This is a genomic window from Streptomyces sp. NPDC050546, from assembly GCF_044457425.1.
GTDB lineage: Bacteria > Actinomycetota > Actinomycetes > Streptomycetales > Streptomycetaceae > Streptomyces.
The window spans coordinates 37,005-61,775 of sequence record NZ_JBITGX010000012.1; the positions used below are offsets into that span (position 1 = coordinate 37,005).

Genomic DNA, 24,771 nt, shown 5'->3' on the forward strand with positions numbered 1-24,771 from the left:
CGACGAGCCGTACGCGGCGTCCGGGGGCGGCCGGGGGCGGGCCCCTGCCCCGGGGGGGGCCGTGGGGGGGGGGGGGGGGGGGCGCGGGGGCGGCGCGCCCCCACCCCCGATCCGTGCGCCATCCCCCGGTCCGTGCATCATCCCCCGATCCGTGCGTCACCCCGGGCAGGGCGTCACCCCCGGGCAGGGCGTGCCTCACGCGGACCCGGCGGTGGCGGGGAGGTCCCCGTCCCGGCCGTGTAACAGGGGGCCGTGCCGGGCGTAACACGGCCGAAGCACGCTGAACGGTATGCAGAACACCGCGACGCCCACGCACTGCCCGTACTGCGCCCTGCAGTGCGGGATGAACCTGACGCCCGCGCCGGACGGGACCGTCGAGGTGAGTGAGCGAGCGGACTTCCCGGTGAACCGGGGCGCGCTGTGCGGCAAGGGCCGTACGGCACCCGCGGTGCTGGCCTCCGGCGTCCGTCTGACCTCGCCGCTGGTGCGGTCCGGGGGCGAGCTGGTGCCCGCCTCCTGGGACGAGGCGCTGGACCGGATCGCCGCGGGGCTGCGCCGGACGCGCGCGGAGCACGGGCCGGACGGGGTCGGGGTGTTCGGCGGAGGCGGTCTGACGAACGAGAAGGCGTACACGCTCGGCAAGTTCGCGCGGGTCGTGCTCGGCACCTCCCAGATCGACTACAACGGCCGTTTCTGCATGTCGTCGGCGGCCGCCGCCGGCATCAGGGCGTTCGGGCTCGACCGGGGGCTGCCGTTTCCCCTGGAGGACATCCCGAAGACCGGCTGCGTGATCCTGGTCGGGTCGAATCTCGCGGAGACCATGCCGCCGTCGCTCCGGTTCTTCAACGAGCTGCGGGAGAACGGCGGCACGCTGATCGTGATCGACCCGCGCCGCACGAAGACCGCCGAGCAGGCGGACCTGCACCTGGCACCCCGGCCGGGCACGGACCTGGCCCTGGCGCTGGGCCTGCTGCACCTGGTGATCGCCGAGGGGCGGGTGGACGAGGAGTACGTCCAGCAGCGCACGGCGGGCTGGGAGGACGCACGGGCCGCGGCGATGGCGCACTGGCCGGAGTACGTGGAGCGGATCACGGGGGTGTCCGTTCCTCAACTGCGGGAGACCGTACGGCTGTTCTGCGAGCCGGAGTCGGCGATGGTGCTCACCGCGCGCGGGCCCGAGCAGCAGTCCAAGGGCACGGACACGGTGGGCGCGTGGATCAACCTGTGCCTGGCGACCGGCCGGGCGGGCCGTCCGCTGTCCGGGTACGGCTGTCTGACCGGGCAGGGCAACGGGCAGGGCGGACGCGAACACGGGCAGAAGGCCGACCAGCTGCCGGGCTACCGCAAGCTCGACGACCCGGCGGCGCGGGCGCATGTCGCCGAGGTGTGGGGCGTGGACCCCGATTCACTGCCCGGCCCGGGACGCAGTGCGTACGAACTGCTGGACGCGCTGGGCACCGACATCAGGTCGCTGCTGCTGATGGCGTCCAACCCGGTGGTGTCGGCGCCGCGTGCCGCGCACATCGAGGAGCGCATCAGGTCGCTGGACTTCCTCGCCGTGTGTGACGTGGTGCTGTCGGAGACGGCGGCGCTCGCCGACGTGGTCCTGCCGGTCACGCAGTGGGCGGAGGAGACGGGCACGACGACCAACCTCGAGGGCAGGGTCCTGCTCCGCCGCCGGGCGATCAGCCCGCCCTCCGGTGTGCGCAGCGACCTGGAGGTCATGCACGAACTCGCCGCCCGTCTGGGCGTGGAGAAGGGCTTCCCGACCGACCCCGAGGAGGTCTTCGAGGAACTCCGCCGCGCGAGCGCGGGCGGCCCGGCGGACTACTCGGGGATCACGTACCGCAGGCTGGTGGAGGAGGACGGGGTGTTCTGGCCCTGTCCGGGTTCCGCGGAGGCGGTGGAGCCGGAGTTGCCCGCCGCGGGTGGTACGCCAAAGGCCGAGGCACACCCCGGCACTCCCCGCCTCTTCCTCGACCGGTTCGCCACCCCCGACGGACGGGCCCGGTTCGTCTCCGTCTCGCATCGTGCGGCCGCCGAGGAACCGGACGACGAGTACCCCGTGCTGCTGACCACCGGACGGGTCGTGGCGCAGTACCAGTCCGGGGCGCAGACGCGGCGGGTGGCGGAGCTGAACGCCGCGGCGCCCGGGCCGTTCGTGGAGTTGCATCCGCGGCTGGCGGCGCGGCTCGGGGCGGCCGAGGGGGATCCGGTCGCCGTCGTGTCGCGGCGGGGCCGTGCCGTGGCGCCCGCGAGGATCACGAACGCCATCCGTCCCGACACCGTGTTCATGCCCTTCCACTGGCCGGGCGAGGGCCGCGCCAACACCCTCACCAACCCCGCGCTCGACCCGACCTCCCGGATGCCGGAGTTCAAGACGTGTGCGGTGCGCCTGGAGGCGGTGCGGGGCTGAGTGTCCCGGCGGGGCTACTACCGGGTACTACCGGGTGAAGGTCAGGGCCTCGCCGAGGTCGGGGATGTCGTCCCGGCTGCGGAGCGCTGTCGCGGCCGTACGGTGGCCGAGGCGGAGCCTGGACGCCTCGTCGAGGTCCGCCAGGACACCGGACAGATACCCGGCGGCGAAGGCGTCGCCCGCGCCGACCGGTTCGACGACCTCGACGGCGAGGGCGGGGGCGAAGGTGACCTCGCCCGCCGCGTACGAGGTGGCGCCGTGCTCCGCGTCCTTGACGACGACGAGCGGTGCCGGGGCGAGCAGGCCCGCGATGTCGTCGGGGTGGACCGTCCCCCACAGGGCCTCGGCCTCGTCCCGCCCGACGAACACCAGGTCCGCGGCACGGGCCAGGTCCCGCAGCGCCGGTGCCGCGTCGGCGTTCCGTCCGCTCCACAGAGCGGGGCGGTGGTTGACGTCGAAGGAGACCAGCGGGCGAGGCCCCGTCTCGCCCCACGGGGTGCGGCGTACGACGATCTCCTCCAGCAGCCGGGCGCAACTGCCGGACAGCGCCGCGGTGATGCCCGACACATGCACGATCCGCGGCCCCCGCAACGCGGGCGCGGCGGCCAGTTCCGGTCCCATGTGGGCGGCGGCCGATCCGCTCCGGTAGTACAGGGGGCGCGTGGCGTCCGGGCCCGGGTCCTTGAAGTACACGCCGGTCGGATGGGCCGCGTCCACGGCGACGGCGCCCACCTCGACGCCCCGGGCCGCGAGTTCGGAGCGGATCCGCCGCCCGAACGCGTCGTCGCCCACCCGGCTCAGCCAGGCCGCGCGGTGCCCGAGCGCGGCCAGTCCGCAGGCCACGTTGGACTCGGCGCCGCCGACGGAGAGACGCAGCCCGGACTGGTCGGCGAGCGGCCGGTCGTCCGGCGGGCTGAGCACGGCCATGGTCTCGCCGAGACACACGACGTCCGCCGGCACGTGCTCGGGGGATACGGCGGTCGGGTGGGGCACGGAGTTCTCCTACGGGAACGGTGGGACTACGGGCGTGCTGTCAGAGGACGACCGGCGCTCCCCCGCCGAGCCGCAGCATCACCTTGCTGCTCGCGCTCGCCGGGTCCGCCGCGACCGTGAGGGCCCGCTCGGCCTGTTCCAGGGGGAAGCGGTGGCTGATGACGGGTGACACGTCCAGGCCGTCGCGCAGGGCGGTCAGGGCGTCGTCGATCTCGTCGACGAAACGGTAGGAGCCGATCCAGGTGATCTCCCGGGTGACCAGGTCGCCCAGGACGGCGGGCGCGGCCGTGCCCGGCAGGTTCCCGACCTGTACGAGGGTGCCGCCCCGGGCCGTGGCCCGCAGGACCGCCCCCAGCGCGGCCGGTGCGCCGGACGCCTCGAAGACGACGTCGACGTCGTGCGGCAGTTCCTCGCCCCGGGAGACGTCGACCGTCGCGTCGGCGCCCATCCGACGGGCCACGGCGAGCGACGCGGAGGACAGGTCGGCGGCGCACACCGTGTCAGCGCCGCGGTGCTTCGCGGCCGCGACGACCAGCGAGCCGATCGGGCCGGCCCCGTTGACCAGGACCGTACGGCCGCGCAGCGCCGGAACCCGGCCCACGGCGTGCAGGGCGACCGCCAGCGGCTCGGCGAGGGCCCCCGACTCGGTGTCCACGCCCTCGGGCAGCGGCCGGACCTGGGCCGCCCTGACCGTACGGAACTCGCTGAACCCGCCGTCGGTGTGCGGGGTGAGGGCCGCCGAGCCGAAGTAGCGGACCCGTTCGTGGAGGTTGGTGCGCCCGGCGAGCCGCTCGGAGGGCTCGCCGACCAGCTGGGCCGGGTGGACGGTGACGGGCTGTCCCTCCGACAGGCCGGTCACCCCGGAGCCCAGCGCCGCGACCCGGCCGGCGAACTCGTGGCCGAGGACCAGCGGATGGGCGAGGGCGGCGGTGCCGGAGGCGCCCTTCTTCCAGTACGCGACGTCGGAGCCGCAGATACCGCCCCACTCCAGGGCGAGCAGCACCTCGTCCCGCGCGGGCTCGGGCCGGGGCCGCTCGTCGATCCTGACGTCACCGGCGCCGTGCACGACGACGGCCTTCATGGCGGTCACAGGGGTCATGCGGCGTCCTCCAGCCGGACCAGATCGCGTCCGCGCGTCTCGGGCGAGAGCAGCGCGCTGACGAGGGTGATGAGGGAGTAGACGACGAGCATCGCCGCGATGGGCCACCAGCTTCCGGTGGCGGCGGTGAGGCTCGCCGCCAGGACCGGCCCGATCGCGGTGGCGAGGACGCCGCCGATCTCCTTGGCCAGCGCGAGCTGGGTGAACCGGGTGCGGGAGCCGAAGAGTTCGGCCATGGTGACGCTCTCCAGCGCGAACAGCCCGAGGACGCCGAGGTTCAGGCCCAGGACCATGCCGAGCATCAGGGCGGGCGTGCTGCCCGAGGTGATCAGCATCATGAGCGGGAAGGCCGCCACCGCCGTGAGCGAGGTGAGCGCCAGATACATCCGGCGGCGGCCGAAGCGGTCGCCGAGCATGCCGATGGCCGGCACGGTGAGGAAGCCCAGCAGCGACCCGTACACGATGGCGTCGGTGGGGACGGAGCGTTCGGCCGAGAGTTCGGTGGCGATGTAGCCGACGAGGAACGTCTGGATCAGTCCGGAGTTGCCGGCCTGCCCGAAGCGCAGTCCGAGCGCCAGGAAGAATGCCTTGCCCTTGCGCTGCTTCAGACCCGCCTCCAGCAGCCCGGCGTCGTCGTCCGCGCCCTGGGTGACGGCCGTCTCCACCTCGCGCCGGCTCATCGCGACGCCGTCCACGACGTCGGGCCGCTCCTCGAAGACCGGGCTCTCCTTGAGGTTGCGCCGCAGCCACACCGCGAACAGCAGCAGTCCGAAGCTCAGCAGGAAGGGCAGCCGCCAGCCCCAGGACAGCAGCTGGTCCTCGCTGAGCACGGCGAGCAGCACCGCCCACAGCCCGGAGGCGGCCAGCGTCCCCGAGTTGGTGCCCAGCGACACCAGCGAGGCGACCAGACCGCGCCGTTTCACCGGGGCGTACTCGGCGAGCATCACCGTCGCGCCCGCGATCTCCGCGCCCGCGCCGAACCCCTGGGCGAGCCGCAGGACGACGAGCAGGACGGGCGCCAGGATGCCGATGGTCGCGTAGGTGGGCAGGACGCCGATGAGGGTGGTGGAGGCGCCCATCAGCAGGATGGTGATCGTCAGGACCTTCTTGCGGCCGAGCCGGTCGCCCATTCTGCCGAAGTAGACCGCGCCGGCGAGCCGGGCGACATAGCCCACGCCGTAGGTGGCCATCGCGGCGATGAGGCCGATGGCGGGGCTGACGTCCGGGAAGAAGATCTTGTTGAAGACGATCGCGGCCGCCAGCGAGTACAGCTGGAAGTCCATGAACTCCATGGCCGTGCCCAGCCAGCCCGACACGGCGGCCTTGGTCAGGTCACGGGTGGTGCGTCGCACGCCGCCGGCCTGCTCGGCCGTGGTCGTGGTGTCCTTCATCGTGAACTCCGTTGTTCGACAGACGAGTTGATGACAGAAGGCGCGCTCAGATGTCCACGCGTCCGGCGCGCAGCGCCGGGAGGTGCCGGACGACGGCGGTGACGAGCCCGGAGTCGCCGGCGAGGTCGGGCGCGCCGACGGTGGTGAGGAGCGCGCGGACGACGGCCGTGTCGTCCGCTCCGGTGCGCCAGCAGGCGGCGAGGGCGTCCCGGGCGGGGTCCGGGATGTCGTGGTCCCGGGTGAGGTGCGCCCAGCCCGCCAGCGCGAGTTCGAGGACCGGGGTGGCCGTGCCGCGCTCGCGCAGGGTGCGCAGGGCCGGCAGCCAGCGTTCGGTGATCTTGAGCGAGCCGTCCGAGGCGATCTGCCGCAGCAGGTGGTGCATGGCCGGGTTGCGGAAGCGGGCGACCAGGTCGTCGGCGTACCGGCCGGGGTCCGGGCCGCCGTCCGGCAGGGTGGGCGCGACCTCGGCGCACAGGGACCTGACCAGCCGCTCGCCCCAGTCGTCGGCCATCGCGTCGGCGACGGTGGTGCGGCCCGCGGCGATCCCGAGGAAGGCGAGGGCCGAGTGCGAGCCGTTGAGGAGCCGCAGCTTGGTGAGCTGGTAGGGCGCGACATCGGGAACGAGGAGGGCGCCGTCCAGCTCCCACGGGGGACGCGGTGCCGTGAAACGGTCCTCCAGGACCCACTGCCGATACGGTTCGCCGCTCACGGGCAGGGCGTCGTGGACTCCCAGCGCGGCGGCCGTCGCCGTGAGGTCTCCCGGGGCGGTGGCGGGGACGATCCGGTCCACCACGGTGGCGGGGAAGGCCACCTGCCGGTCGAGCAGTTCCAGCGTCTGATCCACCTCGCGCCCGCCCGCGACGCGCACGGCGTCCTGGACCGCGGTCCGCAGCACGGCGCCGTTGTCCGCCATGTTGTCGCAGGACACGACCGTGATCGGGGCGGCACCGGAGCGCATCCGGGCGGCCAGCCCGGCGGCGAGGCGCCCGACGACCGTGTCCGGTCCTGCGGCCCGGTAGCCCTTCTCCGTGATCGTCAGTGTCACCACCGTCACCTCGGGGTCGGTGAGCAGGGCGGCTACGGCCGCCCCGTCCCGCCCGAGCGCGTACGCGCCGGTCAGCGCGCCGACGACCCGGGGGACGCCGCCCTCGGCACGGCGCTCGGTCACCGAGTACAGACAGTCCTGGGCGCGCAGGGCGTCGACGGTCGCCGCCGACCGGGGAGCGACGGCTGCGATGCCCCAGGGCTCGCCGGAGTGGGCTACGGCGTTCTCGGTGTAGAGGGCCTGGTGGGCCCGGTGGAAGGCGCCGATGCCGAAGTGGACGACCCGGGTGCGCAGTCCGGCGGGGTCGACGCGGGGGCGCGAGGCGGTCGGGAGGGCGCCGAGCGCGGCACGGTTCAGCTGGTTCATGTGGTTCACGCCGCTCACCAGTCGTGCACCGAGCCGTCGAGACGGCGGGCGACCGGGAGATAGCGCCGCTGGTAGGGGAAGCGTTCGGCGGCCTTCTCGTCGTACTCGACCCCGAGGCCCGGCTCGTCGGAGGGGTGCAGCATGCCGTCGGCGAAGGTGACGCCCGTGCGGAAGACCTCGGCGGCCTCGTCGGGGTGGCCCATGTGCTCCTGGATGCCGAAGTTGGGCACGGCCAGGTCGAGGTGCACGGCCGCGGCCATGCTGACCGGGGAGAGGTCGGTGGCGCCGTGCGAGCCGGTGCGCACGTGGTAGAGCGCGGCGAGGTCGAAGATCCGGCGCAGGTGGGTGATACCGCCCGCGTGGACCACGGTCGTGCGCACGTAGTCGATGAGCTGCTCGGTGATGAGGTGCTGGACGTCCCAGATCGAGTTGAACACCTCGCCGACGGCTATCGGCGTCGTGGTGTGCTGCCGGATGAGCCGGAACGCCTCCTGGTTCTCGGCCGGGGTCGGGTCCTCCATCCAGAACAGCCGGCAGGCCTCGACGCTCTTGCCGAAGCGGGCCGCCTCGATCGGGGTCAGCCGGTGGTGCACGTCGTGCAGGAGGTGGAAGCCGAAGCCGAAGCGCTCCCGCACGGCCTCCAGGTAGGTCGGCGCGAAACCGAGGTAGGCCTCGGTGTCCCAGGGCTGCTCGTCGGGCAGGTCGGTCGCGGCCGGTTCGTAGACCTTGCCCTTGCGGACGCCGTAGGTACCGCCGACGTCCGGGACGGCCGCCTGGGCGCGTACGGCCTTGTAGCCGAGGTCCAGATAGCGCTCGACGTCGTCGAGGAGGGAGGGCACGTCCGTGCCGCTGGCGTGCGAGTAGACCAGGACGCCGTCCCGGGACCGGCCGCCGAGCAGCTCGTACACGGGGAGCCCGGCGGTCTTGCCCTTGATGTCCCACAGGGCCGTGTCGACGGCGGCGATGGCCGTCATGGTGACCGGGCCGCGCCGCCAGTAGGCGCCCTTGTAGAGGTACTGCCAGGTGTCCTCGATGCGCGCCGGGTCGCGGCCGATCAGCAGCGGGGCGAGGTGGTCGCGCAGATAGCTCGCCACGGCCAGCTCGCGCCCGTTGAGCGTGGCGTCGCCGAGGCCGGTCACGCCGTCCGAGGTGGTGACGCGCAGGGTGACGAACGTGCGGCCCGGGGAGGCGACGAAGACCTCGACGCGCTCGATGGTGCTCACTGAGGGCTCTCCTTACGGCGGCCGGTGACGGGCGACTCCTTGTCGTGCAGTACTTGTATACAAGCATCTGTCGCACAGGTGAGCAATACCCTCGCTGCGATACGTAGGATGTGCACATGGCCCAGACGAACCGGCGGACCAGCCGGCGCTCCATCTACCTGAAGCTGCGTCAGATGGTGCTGACCCTCGAACTCCCCCCGGGCGCCGCGCTGTCGGAGAACGAGCTGGCCGCGTCCCTCGGGGTGAGCCGCACGCCGGTGCGGGAGAGCCTGATCCTGCTCGCCCAGGACGGGCTGGTGCAGATCTTCCCCAAGATCGGGTCGTTCGTGTCCCGGGTGGACCCGGCGCAGGTCGCGGACGCGCAGTTCCTGCGGGAGGCCGTCGAACTGGCCTCGCTGGACGCCCTGCCGTCCGAGCTGGACGCGGCGGTCGTGGCGGAACTGCGGGACAACCTCGCCCGTCAGCAGCGCACACCGCTGGGCCTGGAGGAGTTCTTCGAGCTGGACGAGGCCTTCCACCACGGCCTGATGCGGCTGGGCGGCCACGGCAATGTGTGGACGACGGTCGCCGCGGCCAAGGGCCACCTGGACCGGGCCCGCCGGCTGGGCCTGCACGAGAACGTTTCCCCCGCGGTCTTCGCCGACCAGCACCGGGAGATCTTCGACGCGGTCGTCAGCGGCGACCTCGCCCTGGCCCGCACCGCCATGCGTACGCACCTGCGCGCCGTCTTCAGCGACATCGAGCGCATCCGGGCGCACTCACCGGAGCTCTTCGCGACTGGCTCCTCGTCCGTGCCGGTGCGGCGCAACGTGGTGGTCTGGGAGTAGGCAGCGGAGCGGGACGCTCCCGGCACAGGCCTCGGTGGTGTCCGCACCCGAACCGCGGACACCACCGAGAGTCATGAGAGGGGCCGTTTCAGGCCGTTTCAGCCCACGTCGACGGCGCTCCAGGCGGCGGCCACGGCCTTCTGCTCCGTGCTGCCGCTGCCGTAGAGGTCCTTGGCCGCGTTCAGGGTCGCCTTGCGGGCGGCCGCGTAGTCGGTCGAGGACGTCATGTAGACCGTCAGGGCGCGGTACCAGATCTTGCCCAGCTTGGCCTTGCCGATGCCCTTGACCGTGGAGCCGTCGCAGGTCGGGGAGGAGTGGCTGACGCCGTTGATCGTCTTGGCGCCGCTGCCCTCCGCGAGCAGGTACGCGAAGTGGTTGCCGATGCCCGAGGAGTAGTGCACGTCGAGGTCGGCGGCCTTGTCGCTCCAGCAGTCGGCGGACTTGCCGTCCTTCGACGGCTTGTCCATGCGGCGCAGGGACTCCCGGCCGAGCCCGTCGCGGACGACCTTCTCGCCGATGAGCCAGTCACCGGGGTCCTTGGAGTTGTTCGCGTGGAACTCCACCAGCGTGCCGAAGATGTCCGAGGTGGCCTCGTTCAGTCCGCCGGACTCGCCCGAGTACGTCAGTGCCGCGGTCTTCGAGGTGACGCCGTGGGACATCTCGTGCCCGGCCACGTCCAGCGACACCAGCGGCCCGAGCTGCTTGCCGTCACCGTCGCCGTACGTCATGCAGAAGCAGTTGTCGTCCCAGAAGGCGTTGTTGTAGTTCTTGCCGTAGTGGACGCGGTTGAACGAGCCCTTGCCGTCGCCGGCGATGCCCTTACGGTTGTGGACGTTCTTGTAGTAGTCCCAGGTGACGTCCGTGCCGTACTGGGCGTCCACCGCCACCGTGGCGCGGTCGGAGGTCTTGCCCGTGGCCCAGTGGTTGTCCGCGTCGGTGAAGAGCGTCGCGGGAGCGCGGGTCACGCAGACCGTCAGCAGGCACCGGTCCGTCTTGTTCTCCGCGTCGCCGGTGTACGTGCCGCCGCGCGTGGCGTCCTTCAGCCCGTACGACGACCCGGACTTCGTCGTGTTCAGCGCGACCGTGCCGCCGTAGAGGGACTTGCCGTCGCCCGACACCGTCTCCATGGTGTCCCAGGCGTCTATTCGGTCGCCGGTCGTCGCGTCGGTCAGCACCGTGCGCCCGACGGGGTTGCCGACCTCGTCGTGCGCCACCGCGTCGGTCTGCCAGGCCAGCTTCGGGACGCCGTGCAGGGCGTCGACGACCAGGCGCGGCTTGGCGGTCAGCTTCTTCAGGGTCTCGCCGAGGTGTGCGGCGCGCAGCAGGCTCGCGGCCAGGTCGGCGGCCTTCGGGGCGGTCACCTTGGGGGTGACGCCGGCTATGGAGAGCGCGGACTTCGTCGCGCGGTTGGCGCCACGGTACGTGCCGTCCGGGTTCAGATGGAGTACGAAGTCGCCGCCGAGGACCGGGAGTCGGTGGTAGGTACGGTCGTAGCGGACGTGCTGGGTACCGTCCTCGTCGACGACCACGTCCCGGACCTTCGTCTCCTGGGCCGCTCCCAGGCCCAGTTCCGCGGCCCGGTCGGCGAGGACCGTCTCCGCACTCTCGATCGCGTCGGACCGGGTCGGCCGTTCGTCCGCCTGGGCGGTGGGGGAAAGCACGGCGGCCACCAGGGCGCCGATGCCGGTGGCGGCCACGCCTGCGGTGGCGAGACGGGAACCTCGGACGGGACGTATCCGACTCATCGGTCTCCTCATACGGGCGCACCCGGTCGCGTGGGGTCGACCGGGGGCGGCGTTGATGTTGACCGCGAGTTAATTCGGCCCCGACCTGGCATGTCCATAGGCCCGCTGTGCAGGTGTGTGAGGGTGCAGAATCGTTCCTGTGACCCTCCCCTTCTTCGTCTACGGAACGCTCCGCCCCGGCGAGGTCAACCACGACCTCTTCCTGCGCGGCCGCACCCGCTCCGAGGCCCCGGGGCGCCTCGCGGACACGGTCCTGTACGCCGGCCCCGGCTACCCCTACGCCGTCGAGGAACCGGGTGGCGGCACGGTGAACGGCGAGCTGGTCACCGCGCTGCCGGAGTCGTACGAGACGCTGCTCGAGGAGCTGGACCGGCTGGAGGACTACGTACCGGGGGATCCGCGCAGCCTCTACGAGCGCGTCGAGCGCAAGGTCGTACGGGACGCGGACGGGGCGACGGTCCGGGCCTGGGTGTACATCGCAGGCCCGGCCGTGACCTCGCGGCTTCGGGCCGGGGGGAAGCGGATTGCGGGTGGGGATTGGCGAGGGCAGGGGTGAGGGGGTTCGGGCGGGGATTGGCGAGGGCAGGGGTGAGGGGGTTCGGGCGGGGTATGTGCGCGGACGCCGAGGCGATTGGCGGCCTCGGCGCCCTGGGTCGGTGACGGGCAGCCCGTCAGCCGGTCACGGCCCGTCAGCCCGTCAGCCCGTCAGCCCGTCAGCCCGTCAGCCCGCGTACGGTCGGGCCTGCCTCGCGTCCCGCAACGCCTCGCCCCACCACGCCAGTTGGTCCAGCATGGTCTTCGCCGCGGCGTCCGGGGCCGTGGGGTCACGCAGGGTTCCCTCGTCGTCGAAGGACGCGCCCGCGTTGTGGAAGGAGACGGTGTCACGGACCGTCACGGCGTGGAGTTCGGCGAAGACCTGGCGGAGGTGCTCCACCGCGCGGAGGCCGCCGGACAGTCCGCCGTAGGAGACGAGGGCGACCGGCTTGGCCCGCCACTCGGCGAAGTGCCAGTCGACGAGGTTCTTCAGGCCCGCCGGGTAGGAGTGGTTGTACTCGGGGGTGAGGATGACGAAGGCGTCCGCGCGGGCCAGCTTCGGGGTGATGCCGGAGAGGGCGGCGGTCGCCCCGGGGGTCGGTTCGAAGGACATCGGCAGCTCGGCGTCGGCGACGTCCACGACCTCGGTGACCAGGTCGTCCCGGTCCCGGAGATGATCGAGGAGCCAGTCGGCCACGACGGGACCGAAGCGGCCGTGACGGTTGCTGCCGACCACAAGGGTCACCTGGAGGGGCTCGGTCGCGGACCGGACAGCGGTGGGTGCGTGCGCGACGGATGCGTGCGTAGCGGCTGAGTTCATACGGCACAGCCTCATACCTCAACCTTTGTCGAGGTCAAGCCCGGAAGGGCCCCCGGTCCGGGTCACCCGTTCACACGCGCTCGCCGGGCTTTTCCGGCACCCGCACTCGGAAGCGCCCTTGACCTGCCGAAACACGCTCCTGCGGGCCGTCGGGGCCGGCACGCCCGACACCCATTCACCCCAATTCTGACGCTCCCTCAGAAAGCGCGGTCGCCGCGCTGCCCGTTACCTCGGAAGGGCAGGTGCACGAACGAACCGCTCGAAGGAGCACCGATGCGTCGTACCGCCCGGCCGCTGGCCGGCACCGCGCTCGCCGTCGCCGCCGCGGCTCTCGCCGCCGCCCCCGCGTACGGCGCCGCCGGCGGTCTGGAGGTCTCCCCCTCCTCGGCGGTTCCGGGCGGACAGGTCACCGTGCGCACGGCGGCCTGCGGCGACGGCGGCACGGCGACGGGTGACGCCAGCGCGGTCGGGGCCGGTTCCCTCAGCCTGGCACCCGGCCCTGACGACCAGGACGCGACCGGGCGGTTCAGGGTGCCGCCGAGCGCGCAGCCGGGGACGTACGAGATCACCGTGACGTGCACCGGGAGCGGACGGGTGGTCACGGGGGACCTGGTGATCACGCTGACGGGCGTGCGCCAGCAGGTACATCCCAGGGGGAGTGTGAAGACGGGGGTCGGCGGCGCACTGGGCCCCGATCCCGTGCAGACCGCGGCCGGTGTGGCGGCCCTCGCCGTCGCCGCCGCGGGCGGTACCTGGCTCCTGCATCGCCGGGCGAGAGGCGACGGGATCTGACGGACACCCTCCGCTGTCCGTCGCCGGTACCGCATGTCCCTCCCCCTCCGGGTCCGACGCCCCTCGCGGCCCGGAGGGGGGTACGGGGCCCGCAGGGCTCCCTGGAACGCAGAGGGCAGATCAGGAAAGGGCCGGCCATGCGCAGATTCCCCAGGTACGGCAACTCGTTCGGCAACCCGGCCAACGCCGCCATGGCGGCAGTGACGGTGTTCGCCCTGTGCTCCGGCGCGTGGCTGCTGCGCAACGGCGCCGAGACGCATGCCCCGCCCCAGCCGTCCCTCGCGCAGGCCCGCACGGGTCAGGACGGGCAGGACAGCCAGGACGGGCAGGAGGTCCGGGCCGGCCAGGCCGGCCGGGCCGGTGAGCGGCACGCCGCGCCCGCGCTGCCGCCCTCGCCGCCCGACCGCATCCGCATCCCGGCGATCCGCGTGAACGCGCCCCTGACCGGGCTCGGCCTGACGAAGACCGGCAGCCTGGACGCACCGCCCGCCACGCGCGGGAACCTCGCCGGCTGGTACGAGGCCGGCACCACCCCCGGCGAGCGGGGCACCGCGATCGTCGCCGGCCATGTCGACAACGCCGACGGCCCCGCCGTCTTCTACGGCCTGGGCGCCCTGACCAAGGGCAGCACGATCGAGGTGGACCGGCGCGACGGCACGGTCGCCGTGTTCACCGTGGACGCCGTCGAGGCGTACGCCGCGAAGGACTTCCCCGACGAAAGGGTCTACGGCCCCGCGCGCCGCCCCGAGCTGCGGGTCATCACCTGCGGCGGCGGCTACTCACGGGCCGCCGGCTATCAGGGCAACGTGGTCGTCTTCGCGCACCTGACCGGGAGCCGGTGACCCGCCCAGGATGTTGGCCCTCCCCCAGGCTCCGAGAGGTTCCAAGGCCTCGTTCAGGGACAGGCCCCGCGGCGTCAGCGAGTACTCCACGCGGGGCGGCACCTCGTCGTACGCCTCGCGATGCACCAGGCCGTCGGCCTCCATCTCCCGCAGCTGCGAGGCGAGGACCTTCTCGGTGACGCCCGGCAGCTCCCGGCGCAGCTCGCCGAAGCGGCGGGGCCGCTCGTTCAGCGCCCAGAGGATGAGCACCTTCCACTTGCCTCCGATCACGTCCATCGCCGCGTCGATCCCACAGATGTACGCACCCGGCCGCCGCCCCGTCGTCCCCATGCCCCAGCCCCTTCCCCTGCTGCCTGCACGCTTGCCCCGAGGTAACCACCCACTTCGAAGTACGTACTTGAGCAGGCCGTTCCCTTCCGACGAGCGTAGACGCCATGACTGACAACGCCGTTGCTTCCCGCACGCCCCTCACCCTTCTCGGCGCCGGCGCGATGGGCACCGCCCTCGCCCGCGCCTGGCTCGCCGCCGGTCACCCGGTGACCGTCTGGAACCGCACCCCCGCCCGCGCCGAGGCCCTGGCCGCCGAGGGCGCGGCCGTGGCCGCGAGTGCCGCCGAGGCGGTGGCCGCGAACCGCCTTGTGATCGCCTGCCTGCTCGACGACGCCTCCGTGGGCGAAGCCCTGGAAGGGGCCGATCTGGCGGGTCGGGACCTGGTGAACCTCACGACCGGAACGCCCGCCGAGGGCCGGACCCGCGCCGCCTGGGCCGACGCCCGGGGCGCCCGTTTCCTGGACGGCGGGGTCATGGCCGTACCGCCGATGATCGGGGCCGCGGACTCCGGCGGCTACGTCTTCTACAGCGGTTCCCCCGAGCTGTTCGAGGAGCACCGGGACACCCTCGCCGTCCCGGCCGGCACCCGCTATGTCGGGGCCGACCCGGGCTTCGCCGCGCTGTACGACGTGGCGCTGCTGAGCGCGATGAGCGGCATGTTCGCGGGCGTCACGCACGCCTTCGCGCTGATCCGCCCGGAGGACATCGCACCGAAGGACTTCGCGCCGCTGCTCATGGACTGGCTGACCGCGATGGCCCCGGCCGTGCACCAGACCGCCGAGGGGCTGGAGAGCGGCGACTACAGCAGGAACGTCGTCTCCAACCTCGCGATGCAGGTCGCGGGCAACACCACACTGCTGCGCACGGCCGAGGAACAGCGGGTCAGCCCGGAGCTGCTGACCCCGTACATGGCCCTGATGGAGCGGCGCCTCGCCCAGGGGCACGGCGACGAGGACGGCACGGGGATCGTCGAGCTGCTGGCCCAGGGGGGCGAGGCCTCCTCGTAGCTGCCGCGGCCGCTCGGACTCGGCTGGTTCGCGGGGGCGGCAGGGACGGCCGTCCGGTCCGCCCCTGTCGCCGCCGGCGGCTCAGGACGCCTCCGGCGGCCGCTTGAAGAGCGGCCCCGCCGGTCTCAGCCGTGCGCGCTTCCCGCCGCCCGGGCCGGGAGGGCGACCGGCCCGCGTGCCGCCGACTACGAGGGGAAGCCGGCGCACGAGGGAATGCCGGCGCACGAGGGAAAGCGGAGCGCCCCTCCCGAGGGCTCTGCGACGCTGGCACGGTGCAGAAGCCGACCTCCGTCACCCCCGACGCGCCCGCCGCCATAGCCGCCCCGCTCCTCACCCAGCAGTGGCTCGACCTCGCCTTCATCCACTGGGCCGTCGACCCGGACGCCGTGGCGCCGCACCTGCCGAGCGGCACCGTTCCCGATACGCACGACGGGGCCACCTACGTCGGGCTCGTCGCCTTCCGGATGCACCGGGTCGGCTGGCTGCGGCTGCCAGGAGTCCCGTATCTCGGGACCTTTCCGGAGACCAATGTGCGCCTGTACTCGGTGGACGCCGGCGGGCGGCGCGGGGTCGTCTTCCGGTCGATGGACGCCTCCCGGCTGATACCGGTTCTGATGGGGCGCGTCGGCTTCCGGCTGCCGTACCTGTGGTCCCGGATGACCGTCCGCCGTGCCGGAGACACCCTCACCTACACCAGCTCCCGCCGCTGGCCCGGCCCCCGCGGCGCCTACAGCGACATCGCCGTACGAACCGGTGAACGCATCGAAGAACCCACCGAGCTGGAGCACTTCCTCACCGCCCGCTGGGGCATGCACAACGCCTTCTTCGGCGGCACGGGCTATCTGCCCAACCACCACCCCCGCTGGCCCCTGTACCGCGCCGACCTGATCACCTGCGACGAGAACCTGATCGCGTCATCCGGCCTCCCCACGCCGAGCGGCGCCCCGGCCAGCGTGCTGTACTCCCCCGGCGTCCCCGTCCGCCTCGGCCGTCCGGCGCGCCCAGCCGGCATCCCCACGCCGTGAAGGGCCGTACTCCGACCGTTCGCCCTGAGTCGCGTGCGGAGAGTCAGCGAGGTGATTCCCCGCACGCACTCAGGCCAGCCACTGCTCGTACGCCAGGTTCGCCACCAGGGCGAACACGACTGTCAGCAGCACCACGCGGACGAATCCGCTGCCCTTCTTCAGGGCGGTGTGGGCGCCCAGGGTGCCGCCCGCCAGGTTGAAGACGGCCATCAGGGCGGCCAGTTGCCACAGGACCGCGCCCTGCCAGGCGAAGGTGGCGAGGGCGCCCGCGTTGGTGCAGCAGTTGACGATCTTGGCGGTGGCGGAGGCGGTGACGAGGTCGAGGTGGAGGAGGGCGGTGAGGGCGAGGACCAGGAAGGTGCCGGTGCCGGGGCCGATGAGACCGTCGTAGAAGCCGATGCCGAGGCCCGCGAGGCCGATCGCGGCGAGGATCTGGCGGCGGGTGGCCGGGCCGGTCGCGGGGGCCGTGCCGAAGGCGGGCCGCAGGATCACGAAGGCCGCGACGGCGAGCAGCACCACCATGATCACCGGCTTGAGGACCTCGGTGCTCATCCCGGCCGCGAAGAAGGCCCCGGCTGAGGAGCCGGCGAGGGCGGCGAGACCGATGCGGACCGCTGTCCTCACGTCCACCGGGGCCTTGCGGGCGTAGGTCACCGCCGCGCCCGTCGTGCCGACGATGGCGACCGCCTTGTTGGTGCCGAGCGCGTGCGCGGCGGGTGTGTGCGAGGGCAGGCCCAGGAGCAGCACCGGCAGCAGCAGGAGCCCGCCGCCGCCGACCACGGCGTCGATCCATCCGGCGGCGAGGGCCGCCAGGCACAGCAGGACGATCATGGTCAGCGATATGTCGGGCATGATCGGGACCCTATGCGAGGCCCTGCGCGCCCCTCACGGCCCGCCCTCGCCGCACTTCAGGAACCCTCACATCCGCCCCCCGCCTCCGCTGAGGGCAGCGTTCCCCGTGGGAAACAGATGTGATGCTGCCGGGTAACACCGGCACCGCACGCTCAAGGACATGACCTCGAATGAGCGTGTGGTGGTGATCGGCACCGGCCTCGCGGGCGTACGGCTCGCCCGGCGGCTCGGTGAGCTCGGCACGCCCGCGCTGCTGATCGGCGAGGAGGAGCACCGGCCCTACAACCGGGTGCTGCTCGCCGAGGTGCTGGCCGGACGGTACAGCCCCGAGGTGATCGCCCTGCCGGCGCCCGCTGAGCTGACCCGCGGCCGGGTCACCGGCATCGACCGTGACGCGCGCACGGTCGCGTGTGCGGACGGTTCGGTGATCGCATACGACCGGCTGGTGCTGGCCACCGGTTCCAACCCCGTACTGCCGCCGCTGCGCCGGCTGTTCACCGAGAACCACCAACTGCCCGAGGGCGTGCACGCCTTCCGGACCATGGACGACTGCCTGGGACTTTCCAAGGCGGTCCGGCCGGGAGTGAAGGCCGTCGTCATCGGCGGTGGGCTCCTCGGGGTCTCCGCGGCCCGGGCGCTCGCCCTGCGCGGCGCCCAGGTGGTGCTCGCCCAGCAGTCCGAGCGGCTCATGGAGCGCCAGCTCGACCCGGCCGCGTCGAAGCTCGTCAAGCGGCATCTGACCGAACTGGGCGTCGAGGTGCACACCGAGTGCCGCGTACGGGACGTGCGCTGCGTCGGCGGTGCCGTCCGCTCGGTGGAGATGGCCGACGGGTACGCGCTCGACGCCGACCTGGTGGTCGTCGCCTGCGGTGTGCACCCGCGGGTGGGTCTCGCGCAGGCCGCCGGGCTCGACGTCCGCAAGGGCGTCGTCGTCGACGACGAGCTGCGCACCTCCGACCCGTACATCCACGCGATCGGCGACTGCGCCCAGCACGACGGCGTGCTCTACGGCCTCGCCACCCCGGCGCTCGAACAGGCCGACGCGCTGGCGGAGTTGCTGGCCGGTGACCCGACCGCCCGCTACACCGGCACGCGTTCGCTGACCCGGCTCACGCTCACGGGGCAGGACAGCCCCTTCGACCTCGCCGCGTTCGGCGAGACCGAGGCCCTTCCGGGCGACGACGTCGTCCAGCTCGCCGACGCCACCCGCGGCACCTACCGCAAGGTCGTCGTCCGCGACGACCGCCTGGTCGGCGGGGTCCTCGTCGGCGAACTCGGCACCGTCGGCGCGCTCGCCCGCGCCTGGGAGGGAGCAGAGCCGCTCCCCTCCGACGGCGGCCCGCTGCTCCACCTGCTCACCAACGATGGAGGCTCCTGATGACCGCCACCCCGGAGGCCACGGAGGCCACCCCCACGATCGTGCTCGTCGGCCACGGCATGGTCGGCCAGCGCTTCCTCGAAGCGCTCGCCGAGCGCGGCCTGACCGCCACGCACCGCGTGGTCGTGCTCTGCGAGGAGCCGCGTCCGGCGTACGACCGCGTGCAGCTCACCTCGTACTTCGCGGGCAAGTCGCCCGAGGACCTGTCCATGACGGACATGGAGTTCATCAAGGACCACGGCATCGAGCTGCACGTCGGCGACCCGGCCGAGACGGTCGACCGGGAGGCCCGCAGGGTCACCGCCCGCTCCGGTCTCGTCGTCGACTACGACGTGCTGGTCCTGGCCACCGGCTCCTACCCGTTCGTACCGCCGGTCCCGGGCAAGGACGCCGAGGGCTGTTTCGTCTACCGCACGATCGAGGACCTGCTCGCGATCGAGGAGTACGCGAAGAACGCCCAGGTGGGTGCCGTGGTCGGCGGCGGTCTGCTCGGGCTCGAGGCGGCCGGTGCCCTCAAGGGCCTCGGACTGACCTCCCACATCGTGGAGTTCGCGCCGCGCCTGATGCCGGTGCAGGTCGACGAGGGCGGCGGCGCGGCCCTGCTGCGCACCATCGAGGAGATGGGCCTGAGCGTCCACACGGGCGTGGGCACGCAGGAGGTCGTGGTCGGCGAGGACGGCGCCGTGACCGGCATGAAGCTGTCCGACGGCTCCGAACTCGCCACCGACCTGGTGGTGTTCTCCGCCGGTGTCCGCCCCCGCGACCAGCTGGCCCGCGACTGCGGTCTGACGGTCGGCGAGCGCGGCGGCATCACGGTCGACGAGCAGTGCCGTACGGCGAACGACCCGCATGTGTTCGCGATCGGCGAGTGCGCGCTGGCCTCCGACGGCCGGGTGTACGGCCTGGTGGCCCCCGGCTACGAGCAGGCGGAGACGGCCGCGGCGACGATCGCTTCCGATGAAGCGGCCTTTGTCGGCGCCGACCTGTCCACCAAGCTGAAGCTGCTCGGCGTGGACGTGGCGTCCTTCGGTGACGCGCACGGCACCGCCGAGGACTGCCTGGACGTCGTCTACTCCGACTCCCGCTCCGGCCTGTACAAGAAGCTGGTCATCGGCCGCGACGGCACGCTGCTCGGCGGCATCCTGGTCGGCGACGCGGAGGCCTACGGCACGCTGAAGGCCTTCACCGGCTCGGTCCCGCCGGTCTCCCCCGAGTCGCTCGTGCTGCCCGCCGGGGCCGGGGAGTCCGTGCAGCTCGGCCCGTCCGCGCTGCCGGACGAGGCGATCGTCTGCTCCTGCCACAACGTCTCCAAGGGCACCATCCGCGGCGCGGTCACCGACCACCAGTGCACGACCGTGCCCGAGGTGAAGAAGTGCACCAAGGCCGGCACCGGCTGCGGCTCCTGCGTCAAGGTCCTCGGCCAGCTCGTCAACGCCGAGCTGGAGGCCAGTGGCATCGAGGTCGACAAGGGCCTGTGCGGCTGCTTCGGGCAGACCCGCGAGGAGCTCTACGAGATCGTCCACGCCCTGCGCATCAACACCTACCAGGACCTGCTGGACAAGCACGGCCGCGAGGAGGCCCGGGGCGGTGACGGCTGCGAGGTCTGCAAGCCGGCCGTCGGCTCGATCATCGCCTCCCTCGCCCCGGCGATCGGCGCCAGCGGCTACGTCCTGGACGGCGAGCAGGCGTCCCTCCAGGACACCAACGACCACTTCCTGGCCAACCTCCAGAAGAACGGCTCCTACTCGGTCGTGCCGCGCATCCCCGGCGGCGAGATCGCCCCGGAGAAGCTGATCGTCATCGGCGAGATCGCCCGCGACTTCGGCCTCTACACGAAGATCACCGGCGGTCAGCGGATCGACATGTTCGGCGCCCGCGTCGAGCAGCTCCCGCTGATCTGGGCCCGCCTGGTCGACGCCGGCTTCGAGTCAGGACACGCCTACGGCAAGTCGCTGCGCACGGTGAAGTCCTGCGTCGGCCAGACCTGGTGCCGCTACGGCGTCCAGGACTCGGTCCGCATGGCGATCGACCTGGAGCTGCGCTACCGGGGTCTCAGGTCGCCGCACAAGCTCAAGTCGGCGGTCTCCGGCTGCCAGCGCGAGTGCGCGGAGGCCCAGTCGAAGGACTTCGGCGTCATCGCCACCGCCAACGGCTGGAACCTGTACGTGGGCGGCAACGGCGGCGCGACCCCGCGCCACGCGGACCTCCTGGCCCAGGACCTGTCGGACGCCGAGCTGATCCGCCTGATCGACCGGTTCCTGATGTTCTACATCCGCACGGCCGACCGTCTGGAGCGCACCTCGACCTGGCTGGAGCGGATCCCCGGCGGCCTCGACCACGTACGGGACGTCGTCGTCCACGACTCGCTCGGCATCTGCGACGAGCTGGAGAAGCTGATGCGGGCGCATGTCGCGCACTACCGCGACGAGTGGGCCGAGACCATCAACGACCCCGAGAAGCTCGCCCGGTTCGTGTCCTTCGTGAACGCGCCGGACACCCCGGACCCGGTCGTCGCCTTCGTGCCCGAGCGCGACCAGATGAAGCCCGACCTGCCGCTGCTGTCCATCGGCATGCGACCCGCCGACGTTCTGGAAGGAAGCGCCCAGCGATGACCCTGGCACCCGAGACCACCGAGCTGAAGATCGAACTCGCCCTGGACGGCGACTGGTTCACGGTCTGCGACCTGAGCACGCTACTCCCGGGCCGCGGGGTGGCGGCCCTGCTGCCCGACGGCCACCAGGCCGCGATCTTCCGCGACCGCTCCGGCGAACTGTTCGCCATCGACAACCGCGACCCCTTCACCGGCGCGGCCGTCCTCTCCCGCGGCCTGACCGGCACCCACCAGGGCCGCCCGTTCGTCGCCTCGCCGCTGCTGAAGCAGCGCTTCGACCTGGCGTCCGGGGAGTGCCTGGACGACGAGGCGGTACGGGTGACGGCGTACAAGGTGCGCACGGCGTAGGAGCGCCGGGCTTCTGTCGGGTTCCTGTCGAGTTCGCCGACCGGGGAGCGGTGCACGGGGTACGTCGCGTTTCATCGAGGCGCACCCCCCACCTTCCCTCCCACGGAGGCGCGATCATGACTCGGAACCACTTCCAGCCGTCCCGGCGGGCCGTCCTCGGCGGGGCCGTCGCCGCGCTCGCGGCCGCCGGTACGGGCACGGCACAGGCCTCGTCCGGGGCTTCGGCCGGGGCCTCGGCCTGGCCGAGCGAGTTCCCGCTGCCCGACGGGTGGCTCCCCGAGGGGATCACCACAGGCGGCAGGCCGTACGCGTACATGGGTTCCCGTGCCGACGGCTCGATCTACCGCACCGACCTGCGCACCGGCCGGGGCGGCGTCCTCCACCAGGGCGCCACCGGCCTCGCCTCGATCGGCCTGAAGCTGGACCGCGACGGCCTGCTGTACGTGGCGGGCGGCGCCGGAGGGACCGCGAAGGTCGTCGACGCCCGCAGCGGTGAGCTGCTGACCACCTACCAGCTCACCCGGAACGCCGGCCCCTTCATCAACGACGTCGTCCTGCACCGGGACCGCGCCTGGTTCACCGACTCCCGCGACGCCGTCCTCCACGGCGTTCCGCGCGGCCGCGCGGGCAAGGTCCGCGCCCTCCCCCTCACCGGCGAGTGGGTGCAGGCACCGGCCGGGACCAACAGCGCCAACGGCCTGGCCGCCACCCCCGACGGACGCGGCCTGATCGTCGTCAACGCGGGCCGCTTGTACAACGTCGACATCAGGAGCGGTCACGCCACCGAGGTCGCGCTGAAGGGCGCGGCCGACGTGACCAACGGCGACGGCCTGGTCCGCCTCGGCCGCACCCTGTACGTCGTCCAGAACCGGCTGAACAAGATCACCGTCTGGGACCTCGACCGGAACGCCACCACGGCCACCCTGCGCAGGACGATCACCGACCCCCGCTTCGACGTCCCCACCACCGCCGCCCGCTTCGGCGACCGCCTCTATCTCGTCAACGCCCGCTTCACCAGTCCGCAGACGCCGGAGACGACGTTCAACGCGGTGTCGGTGTCGCTTTGAGGGGTGTGGCTTCGGCGGCGCGTGCGCAGTGCGGCCAGTCGCCGAAGTCGCGGTCCTCGCTCCACAGCCGTCTGGCGGCCTGGATGTTCCACTCCGGGTCCAGGGCCTGACGCGGGGTACCGCCCAGTTCGCGCAGCCGAGCGTCGGAGATCTGGAACAGGCCCCAGTTCCGGGTGCCGTTGGTGTTGGGCAGGATGTGCAGCGGGTCCAGGAAGGACTGGCAGTCGGCGATGGCCACCGCCTTGTCCGGAACCTCGGGGAACACCTCGCGGACCCGCTGCCGCACCTTCTCCTGCGACCACACGCTCATCCGGACCCGTGAGGCGTACAGCGCCTTCTTGGTGGGTTCCTCGACGACGCCGTTGGGCTGGATCCCGGCCAGCACCTGGAAGGCGGTGACACGGCGCAGGGTCTGCGGCCCGAAGCTGCCGTCGACGCCGATGTCCGCGCCCTTGGCGTGCAGCAGACGCTGCACCTCCTTTACGCACTCGTCGTGCTCGCCCATGGCGATCACGGGCGGGCAGTTGGCCGAGAACAACGGCCGGTCGTCACCGGAGCCACGCCCGCCACCGCCGCCGCCGGACGGCGTCCGGGCGCCGTACAGCGCCCAGGCGGAGACGCCGAGGGCCGCGAGGATCGCGGCGGTGACGACGGAGGTGCGGAGGCGGCGCCGGCGTGCGCGGTCGGCGGGCCGGGGCGCGGGGGCCGGTGCTGGGCCGGGCTCCCCGGCGGTGTCACGCGCCGGTCCGGGGGCGGGGTCCCCGGCGGTGTCACGGGCCGGTCCGAGGTCGGGCTCCCCGGCGGTGTCACGGGCCGGTCCGAGGTCGGGCTCCCCCGCCTTGTCACGGCCCGGTCCAGGGCCGCCCTCCCCCGCCGTGTCACGGGCCGGTTCGCCGTCCCTCTCCCCCTCGGCTTCCGGTGCCGTCTCCTCTTCTTCCGCTTCCTCTCCTGTGTCCTGCTCCGCTTCCTCTGCCTCGGCACCGGCCGCCGCGGTTCTCGCCGCGTCCGCCAGGGCCCACAGGCGGTGCAGGGTGCGGAGTTCCTCGGGGGTCGCGCCGCAGACGGTGGCCAGCCGGTGGACGCTGCCGTAGTCCTGGGGCACCGATGTGCCGCGGCAGTAGCGGTGCAGTGTCGAGCCCGCCAGGCCGGACTTCCTGGCGAGTGTCTCGTAACTCATCCCGGACCGGCTCTTCAGCGCACGCAGCAGCGCGGCGAACCGTTCCGTTTCCGGGCATACGGACATCGGGTTCCCCCCTCGGATACCCCCACGGACGCTGGTCGGGCGTCTCGGACCGCCACTGTGCCACCAAAGGCGTCCCATGGCCGTCCCAACGGTTCCGGAACGCGCCAGTTGAACGGTGTCCCACCCGTCCCGGCATCCCAGCCGCCCCCGCCGTCCTTGCCCGGCCGGGTCGTGCCTTGCCAGCGTCGGGCCGTCCGAACGACCGGCCCTCCGACCCCTCGAGGAGACCAGGCTCATGCGCCTTTCCGTCCGCAGGAACTCCCGCACCACACCGCTGTTCGCGGTCCTCGCCGTCAGCGCCGCCGCGATCACCACGCTGGCCGTGCCGTCCTCCGCTTCGGCCGCCCCTGCCGCTCCCGCGGCGGTGGACTGCGCGAGTGGGCACATCTGCTTCTGGACCGGCGCCAACTTCACCGGCAGCAAGTGCGCGTGGGACGTGGCCGACCCCGACTGGCAGAGCGGCTCCATCAGGTGTTCCTGGGCCGCCACGACCAACGTGAAGTCGGTGTGGAACGCCGGCACCAGCAGCTCCACCGGTGTCGCCTACTACCGGGGCGCCAACTACAGCGACCGGGTCGGCTGCACCCGCCAGCAGCACGGCGGCAACCTGGCCGGTACGTACAAGGTCCGCTCGCACCGGTGGATCAGCGGCAGCTGCGGCTGACGCACCCGGGGACCCGTACGCGGTGGGGGGGGGGGCCGGCGGCGGGCGCGCCCCCCCCCCCCCGCGCCCCCCCCCCGGGGGGGGGGGGGGCCCAACACCGGGGGGCGGGGCGCGCGGCACCCCCCCGCGCCCCCCGGGGGGGGTGTTAAACAA

At 72.8% G+C, this 24,771-nt stretch carries 22 protein-coding genes; 12 read left to right on the forward strand and 10 right to left on the reverse strand.

Annotation, left to right across the window (positions count from 1 at the left end):
• The first annotated feature begins 289 nt into the window (after positions 1 to 289).
• Positions 290 to 2,416: a molybdopterin oxidoreductase family protein gene (locus ACIBK5_RS28005; RefSeq protein WP_399023631.1), complete on the forward strand. Its 2,127-nt coding sequence runs from the start codon at positions 290 to 292 to the stop codon at positions 2,414 to 2,416.
• Positions 2,417 to 2,443: 27 nt separating this feature from the next.
• Here ACIBK5_RS28005 and ACIBK5_RS28010 read toward each other — a convergent pair whose 3' ends face one another.
• Genes ACIBK5_RS28010 through manD form a run of 5 tightly spaced genes read right to left on the reverse strand, consistent with a single transcriptional unit; the run spans position 2,444 to position 8,533 of the window.
• On the reverse strand, positions 2,444 to 3,409 hold the full coding sequence (locus ACIBK5_RS28010; RefSeq protein ID WP_399023633.1) for a sugar kinase: 966 nt from the start codon (positions 3,407 to 3,409) through the stop codon (positions 2,444 to 2,446).
• Between the two features lie 40 nt (positions 3,410 to 3,449).
• Positions 3,450 to 4,508 (reverse strand): L-idonate 5-dehydrogenase, encoded by a 1,059-nt coding sequence (locus ACIBK5_RS28015; protein WP_399023634.1) that lies wholly within the window; start codon positions 4,506 to 4,508, stop codon positions 3,450 to 3,452.
• Positions 4,505 to 5,899: an MFS transporter gene (locus ACIBK5_RS28020; RefSeq protein ID WP_399023636.1), complete on the reverse strand. Its 1,395-nt coding sequence runs from the start codon at positions 5,897 to 5,899 to the stop codon at positions 4,505 to 4,507. The genes ACIBK5_RS28015 and ACIBK5_RS28020 overlap by 4 nt, the downstream gene beginning before the upstream one ends.
• Positions 5,900 to 5,945: 46 nt before the next feature.
• Entirely contained in the window at positions 5,946 to 7,310 is a 1,365-nt protein-coding gene (locus tag ACIBK5_RS28025) for a mannitol dehydrogenase family protein (protein WP_399023638.1), read from the reverse strand.
• A gap of 14 nt (positions 7,311 to 7,324) precedes the next feature.
• Positions 7,325 to 8,533: a D-mannonate dehydratase ManD gene (gene manD / locus ACIBK5_RS28030; RefSeq protein ID WP_399023639.1), complete on the reverse strand. Its 1,209-nt coding sequence runs from the start codon at positions 8,531 to 8,533 to the stop codon at positions 7,325 to 7,327.
• Positions 8,534 to 8,649: 116 nt separating this feature from the next.
• Here manD and ACIBK5_RS28035 point away from each other — a divergent pair, with 116 nt between their 5' ends.
• Complete coding sequence (locus tag ACIBK5_RS28035) at positions 8,650 to 9,360, forward strand: GntR family transcriptional regulator (protein ID WP_399023641.1); 711 nt, start codon at positions 8,650 to 8,652, stop codon at positions 9,358 to 9,360.
• Between the two features lie 98 nt (positions 9,361 to 9,458).
• On the opposite strand, the gene ACIBK5_RS28040 is transcribed toward ACIBK5_RS28035, so the two are convergent.
• A complete protein-coding gene (locus ACIBK5_RS28040; protein WP_399023643.1) occupies positions 9,459 to 11,105 on the reverse strand; it encodes a M4 family metallopeptidase in 1,647 nt (548 codons plus the stop codon).
• Positions 11,106 to 11,244: 139 nt separating this feature from the next.
• Here ACIBK5_RS28040 and ACIBK5_RS28045 point away from each other — a divergent pair, with 139 nt between their 5' ends.
• Positions 11,245 to 11,661 carry a gamma-glutamylcyclotransferase family protein gene (locus tag ACIBK5_RS28045; protein WP_399023645.1) on the forward strand — a complete coding sequence of 139 codons (417 nt, stop codon included), beginning with the start codon at positions 11,245 to 11,247 and terminating at the stop codon, positions 11,659 to 11,661.
• 165 nt (positions 11,662 to 11,826) lie between these two features.
• Here ACIBK5_RS28045 and ACIBK5_RS28050 read toward each other — a convergent pair whose 3' ends face one another.
• A complete protein-coding gene (locus tag ACIBK5_RS28050) occupies positions 11,827 to 12,459 on the reverse strand; it encodes an NADPH-dependent FMN reductase (RefSeq protein WP_399023646.1) in 633 nt (210 codons plus the stop codon).
• Positions 12,460 to 12,732: 273 nt separating this feature from the next.
• Between ACIBK5_RS28050 and ACIBK5_RS28055 the strand changes: the two genes are divergently transcribed.
• Both ACIBK5_RS28055 and ACIBK5_RS28060 read left to right on the forward strand, forming a co-directional pair.
• Complete coding sequence (locus ACIBK5_RS28055; protein ID WP_399023648.1) at positions 12,733 to 13,251, forward strand: hypothetical protein; 519 nt, start codon at positions 12,733 to 12,735, stop codon at positions 13,249 to 13,251.
• Positions 13,252 to 13,388: 137 nt separating this feature from the next.
• On the forward strand, positions 13,389 to 14,093 hold the full coding sequence (locus ACIBK5_RS28060) for a class F sortase (protein WP_399023650.1): 705 nt from the start codon (positions 13,389 to 13,391) through the stop codon (positions 14,091 to 14,093).
• On the opposite strand, the gene ACIBK5_RS28065 is transcribed toward ACIBK5_RS28060, so the two are convergent.
• On the reverse strand, positions 14,031 to 14,423 hold the full coding sequence (locus tag ACIBK5_RS28065; RefSeq protein WP_399023652.1) for a winged helix-turn-helix transcriptional regulator: 393 nt from the start codon (positions 14,421 to 14,423) through the stop codon (positions 14,031 to 14,033). The two genes, ACIBK5_RS28060 and ACIBK5_RS28065, sit on opposite strands and share 63 nt — an antisense overlap.
• A gap of 104 nt (positions 14,424 to 14,527) precedes the next feature.
• Here ACIBK5_RS28065 and ACIBK5_RS28070 point away from each other — a divergent pair, with 104 nt between their 5' ends.
• Positions 14,528 to 15,430: an NAD(P)-dependent oxidoreductase gene (locus ACIBK5_RS28070; protein ID WP_399023654.1), complete on the forward strand. Its 903-nt coding sequence runs from the start codon at positions 14,528 to 14,530 to the stop codon at positions 15,428 to 15,430.
• 272 nt (positions 15,431 to 15,702) lie between these two features.
• Positions 15,703 to 16,455: a YqjF family protein gene (locus ACIBK5_RS28075; RefSeq protein ID WP_399023656.1), complete on the forward strand. Its 753-nt coding sequence runs from the start codon at positions 15,703 to 15,705 to the stop codon at positions 16,453 to 16,455.
• Between the two features lie 69 nt (positions 16,456 to 16,524).
• Here ACIBK5_RS28075 and ACIBK5_RS28080 read toward each other — a convergent pair whose 3' ends face one another.
• Positions 16,525 to 17,307: a sulfite exporter TauE/SafE family protein gene (locus ACIBK5_RS28080; RefSeq protein ID WP_399023658.1), complete on the reverse strand. Its 783-nt coding sequence runs from the start codon at positions 17,305 to 17,307 to the stop codon at positions 16,525 to 16,527.
• Between the two features lie 160 nt (positions 17,308 to 17,467).
• Between ACIBK5_RS28080 and ACIBK5_RS28085 the strand changes: the two genes are divergently transcribed.
• The 4 genes from ACIBK5_RS28085 to ACIBK5_RS28100 all read left to right on the forward strand — a co-directional run bounded on the left by ACIBK5_RS28085 (position 17,468) and on the right by ACIBK5_RS28100 (position 22,711).
• On the forward strand, positions 17,468 to 18,685 hold the full coding sequence (locus tag ACIBK5_RS28085; RefSeq protein ID WP_399023660.1) for an NAD(P)/FAD-dependent oxidoreductase: 1,218 nt from the start codon (positions 17,468 to 17,470) through the stop codon (positions 18,683 to 18,685).
• A complete protein-coding gene (gene nirB, locus ACIBK5_RS28090) occupies positions 18,685 to 21,297 on the forward strand; it encodes a nitrite reductase large subunit NirB (protein ID WP_399023662.1) in 2,613 nt (870 codons plus the stop codon). The genes ACIBK5_RS28085 and nirB overlap by 1 nt, the downstream gene beginning before the upstream one ends.
• The gene (nirD, locus tag ACIBK5_RS28095; RefSeq protein ID WP_399023664.1) at positions 21,294 to 21,644 is read left to right on the forward strand and encodes a nitrite reductase small subunit NirD; all 351 of its coding nucleotides are present in this window, start codon (positions 21,294 to 21,296) and stop codon (positions 21,642 to 21,644) included. The genes nirB and nirD overlap by 4 nt, the downstream gene beginning before the upstream one ends.
• 116 nt (positions 21,645 to 21,760) lie before the next feature.
• Positions 21,761 to 22,711, forward strand: coding sequence for an SMP-30/gluconolactonase/LRE family protein (locus ACIBK5_RS28100; protein WP_399023666.1), 951 nt, complete (start codon positions 21,761 to 21,763; stop codon positions 22,709 to 22,711).
• On the opposite strand, the gene ACIBK5_RS28105 is transcribed toward ACIBK5_RS28100, so the two are convergent.
• A complete protein-coding gene (locus tag ACIBK5_RS28105; RefSeq protein WP_399023668.1) occupies positions 22,686 to 23,954 on the reverse strand; it encodes a helix-turn-helix domain-containing protein in 1,269 nt (422 codons plus the stop codon). The two genes, ACIBK5_RS28100 and ACIBK5_RS28105, sit on opposite strands and share 26 nt — an antisense overlap.
• 235 nt (positions 23,955 to 24,189) lie before the next feature.
• Here ACIBK5_RS28105 and ACIBK5_RS28110 point away from each other — a divergent pair, with 235 nt between their 5' ends.
• On the forward strand, positions 24,190 to 24,618 hold the full coding sequence (locus ACIBK5_RS28110) for a peptidase inhibitor family I36 protein (RefSeq protein WP_399023670.1): 429 nt from the start codon (positions 24,190 to 24,192) through the stop codon (positions 24,616 to 24,618).
• The last annotated feature ends 153 nt before the right edge of the window (positions 24,619 to 24,771 follow it).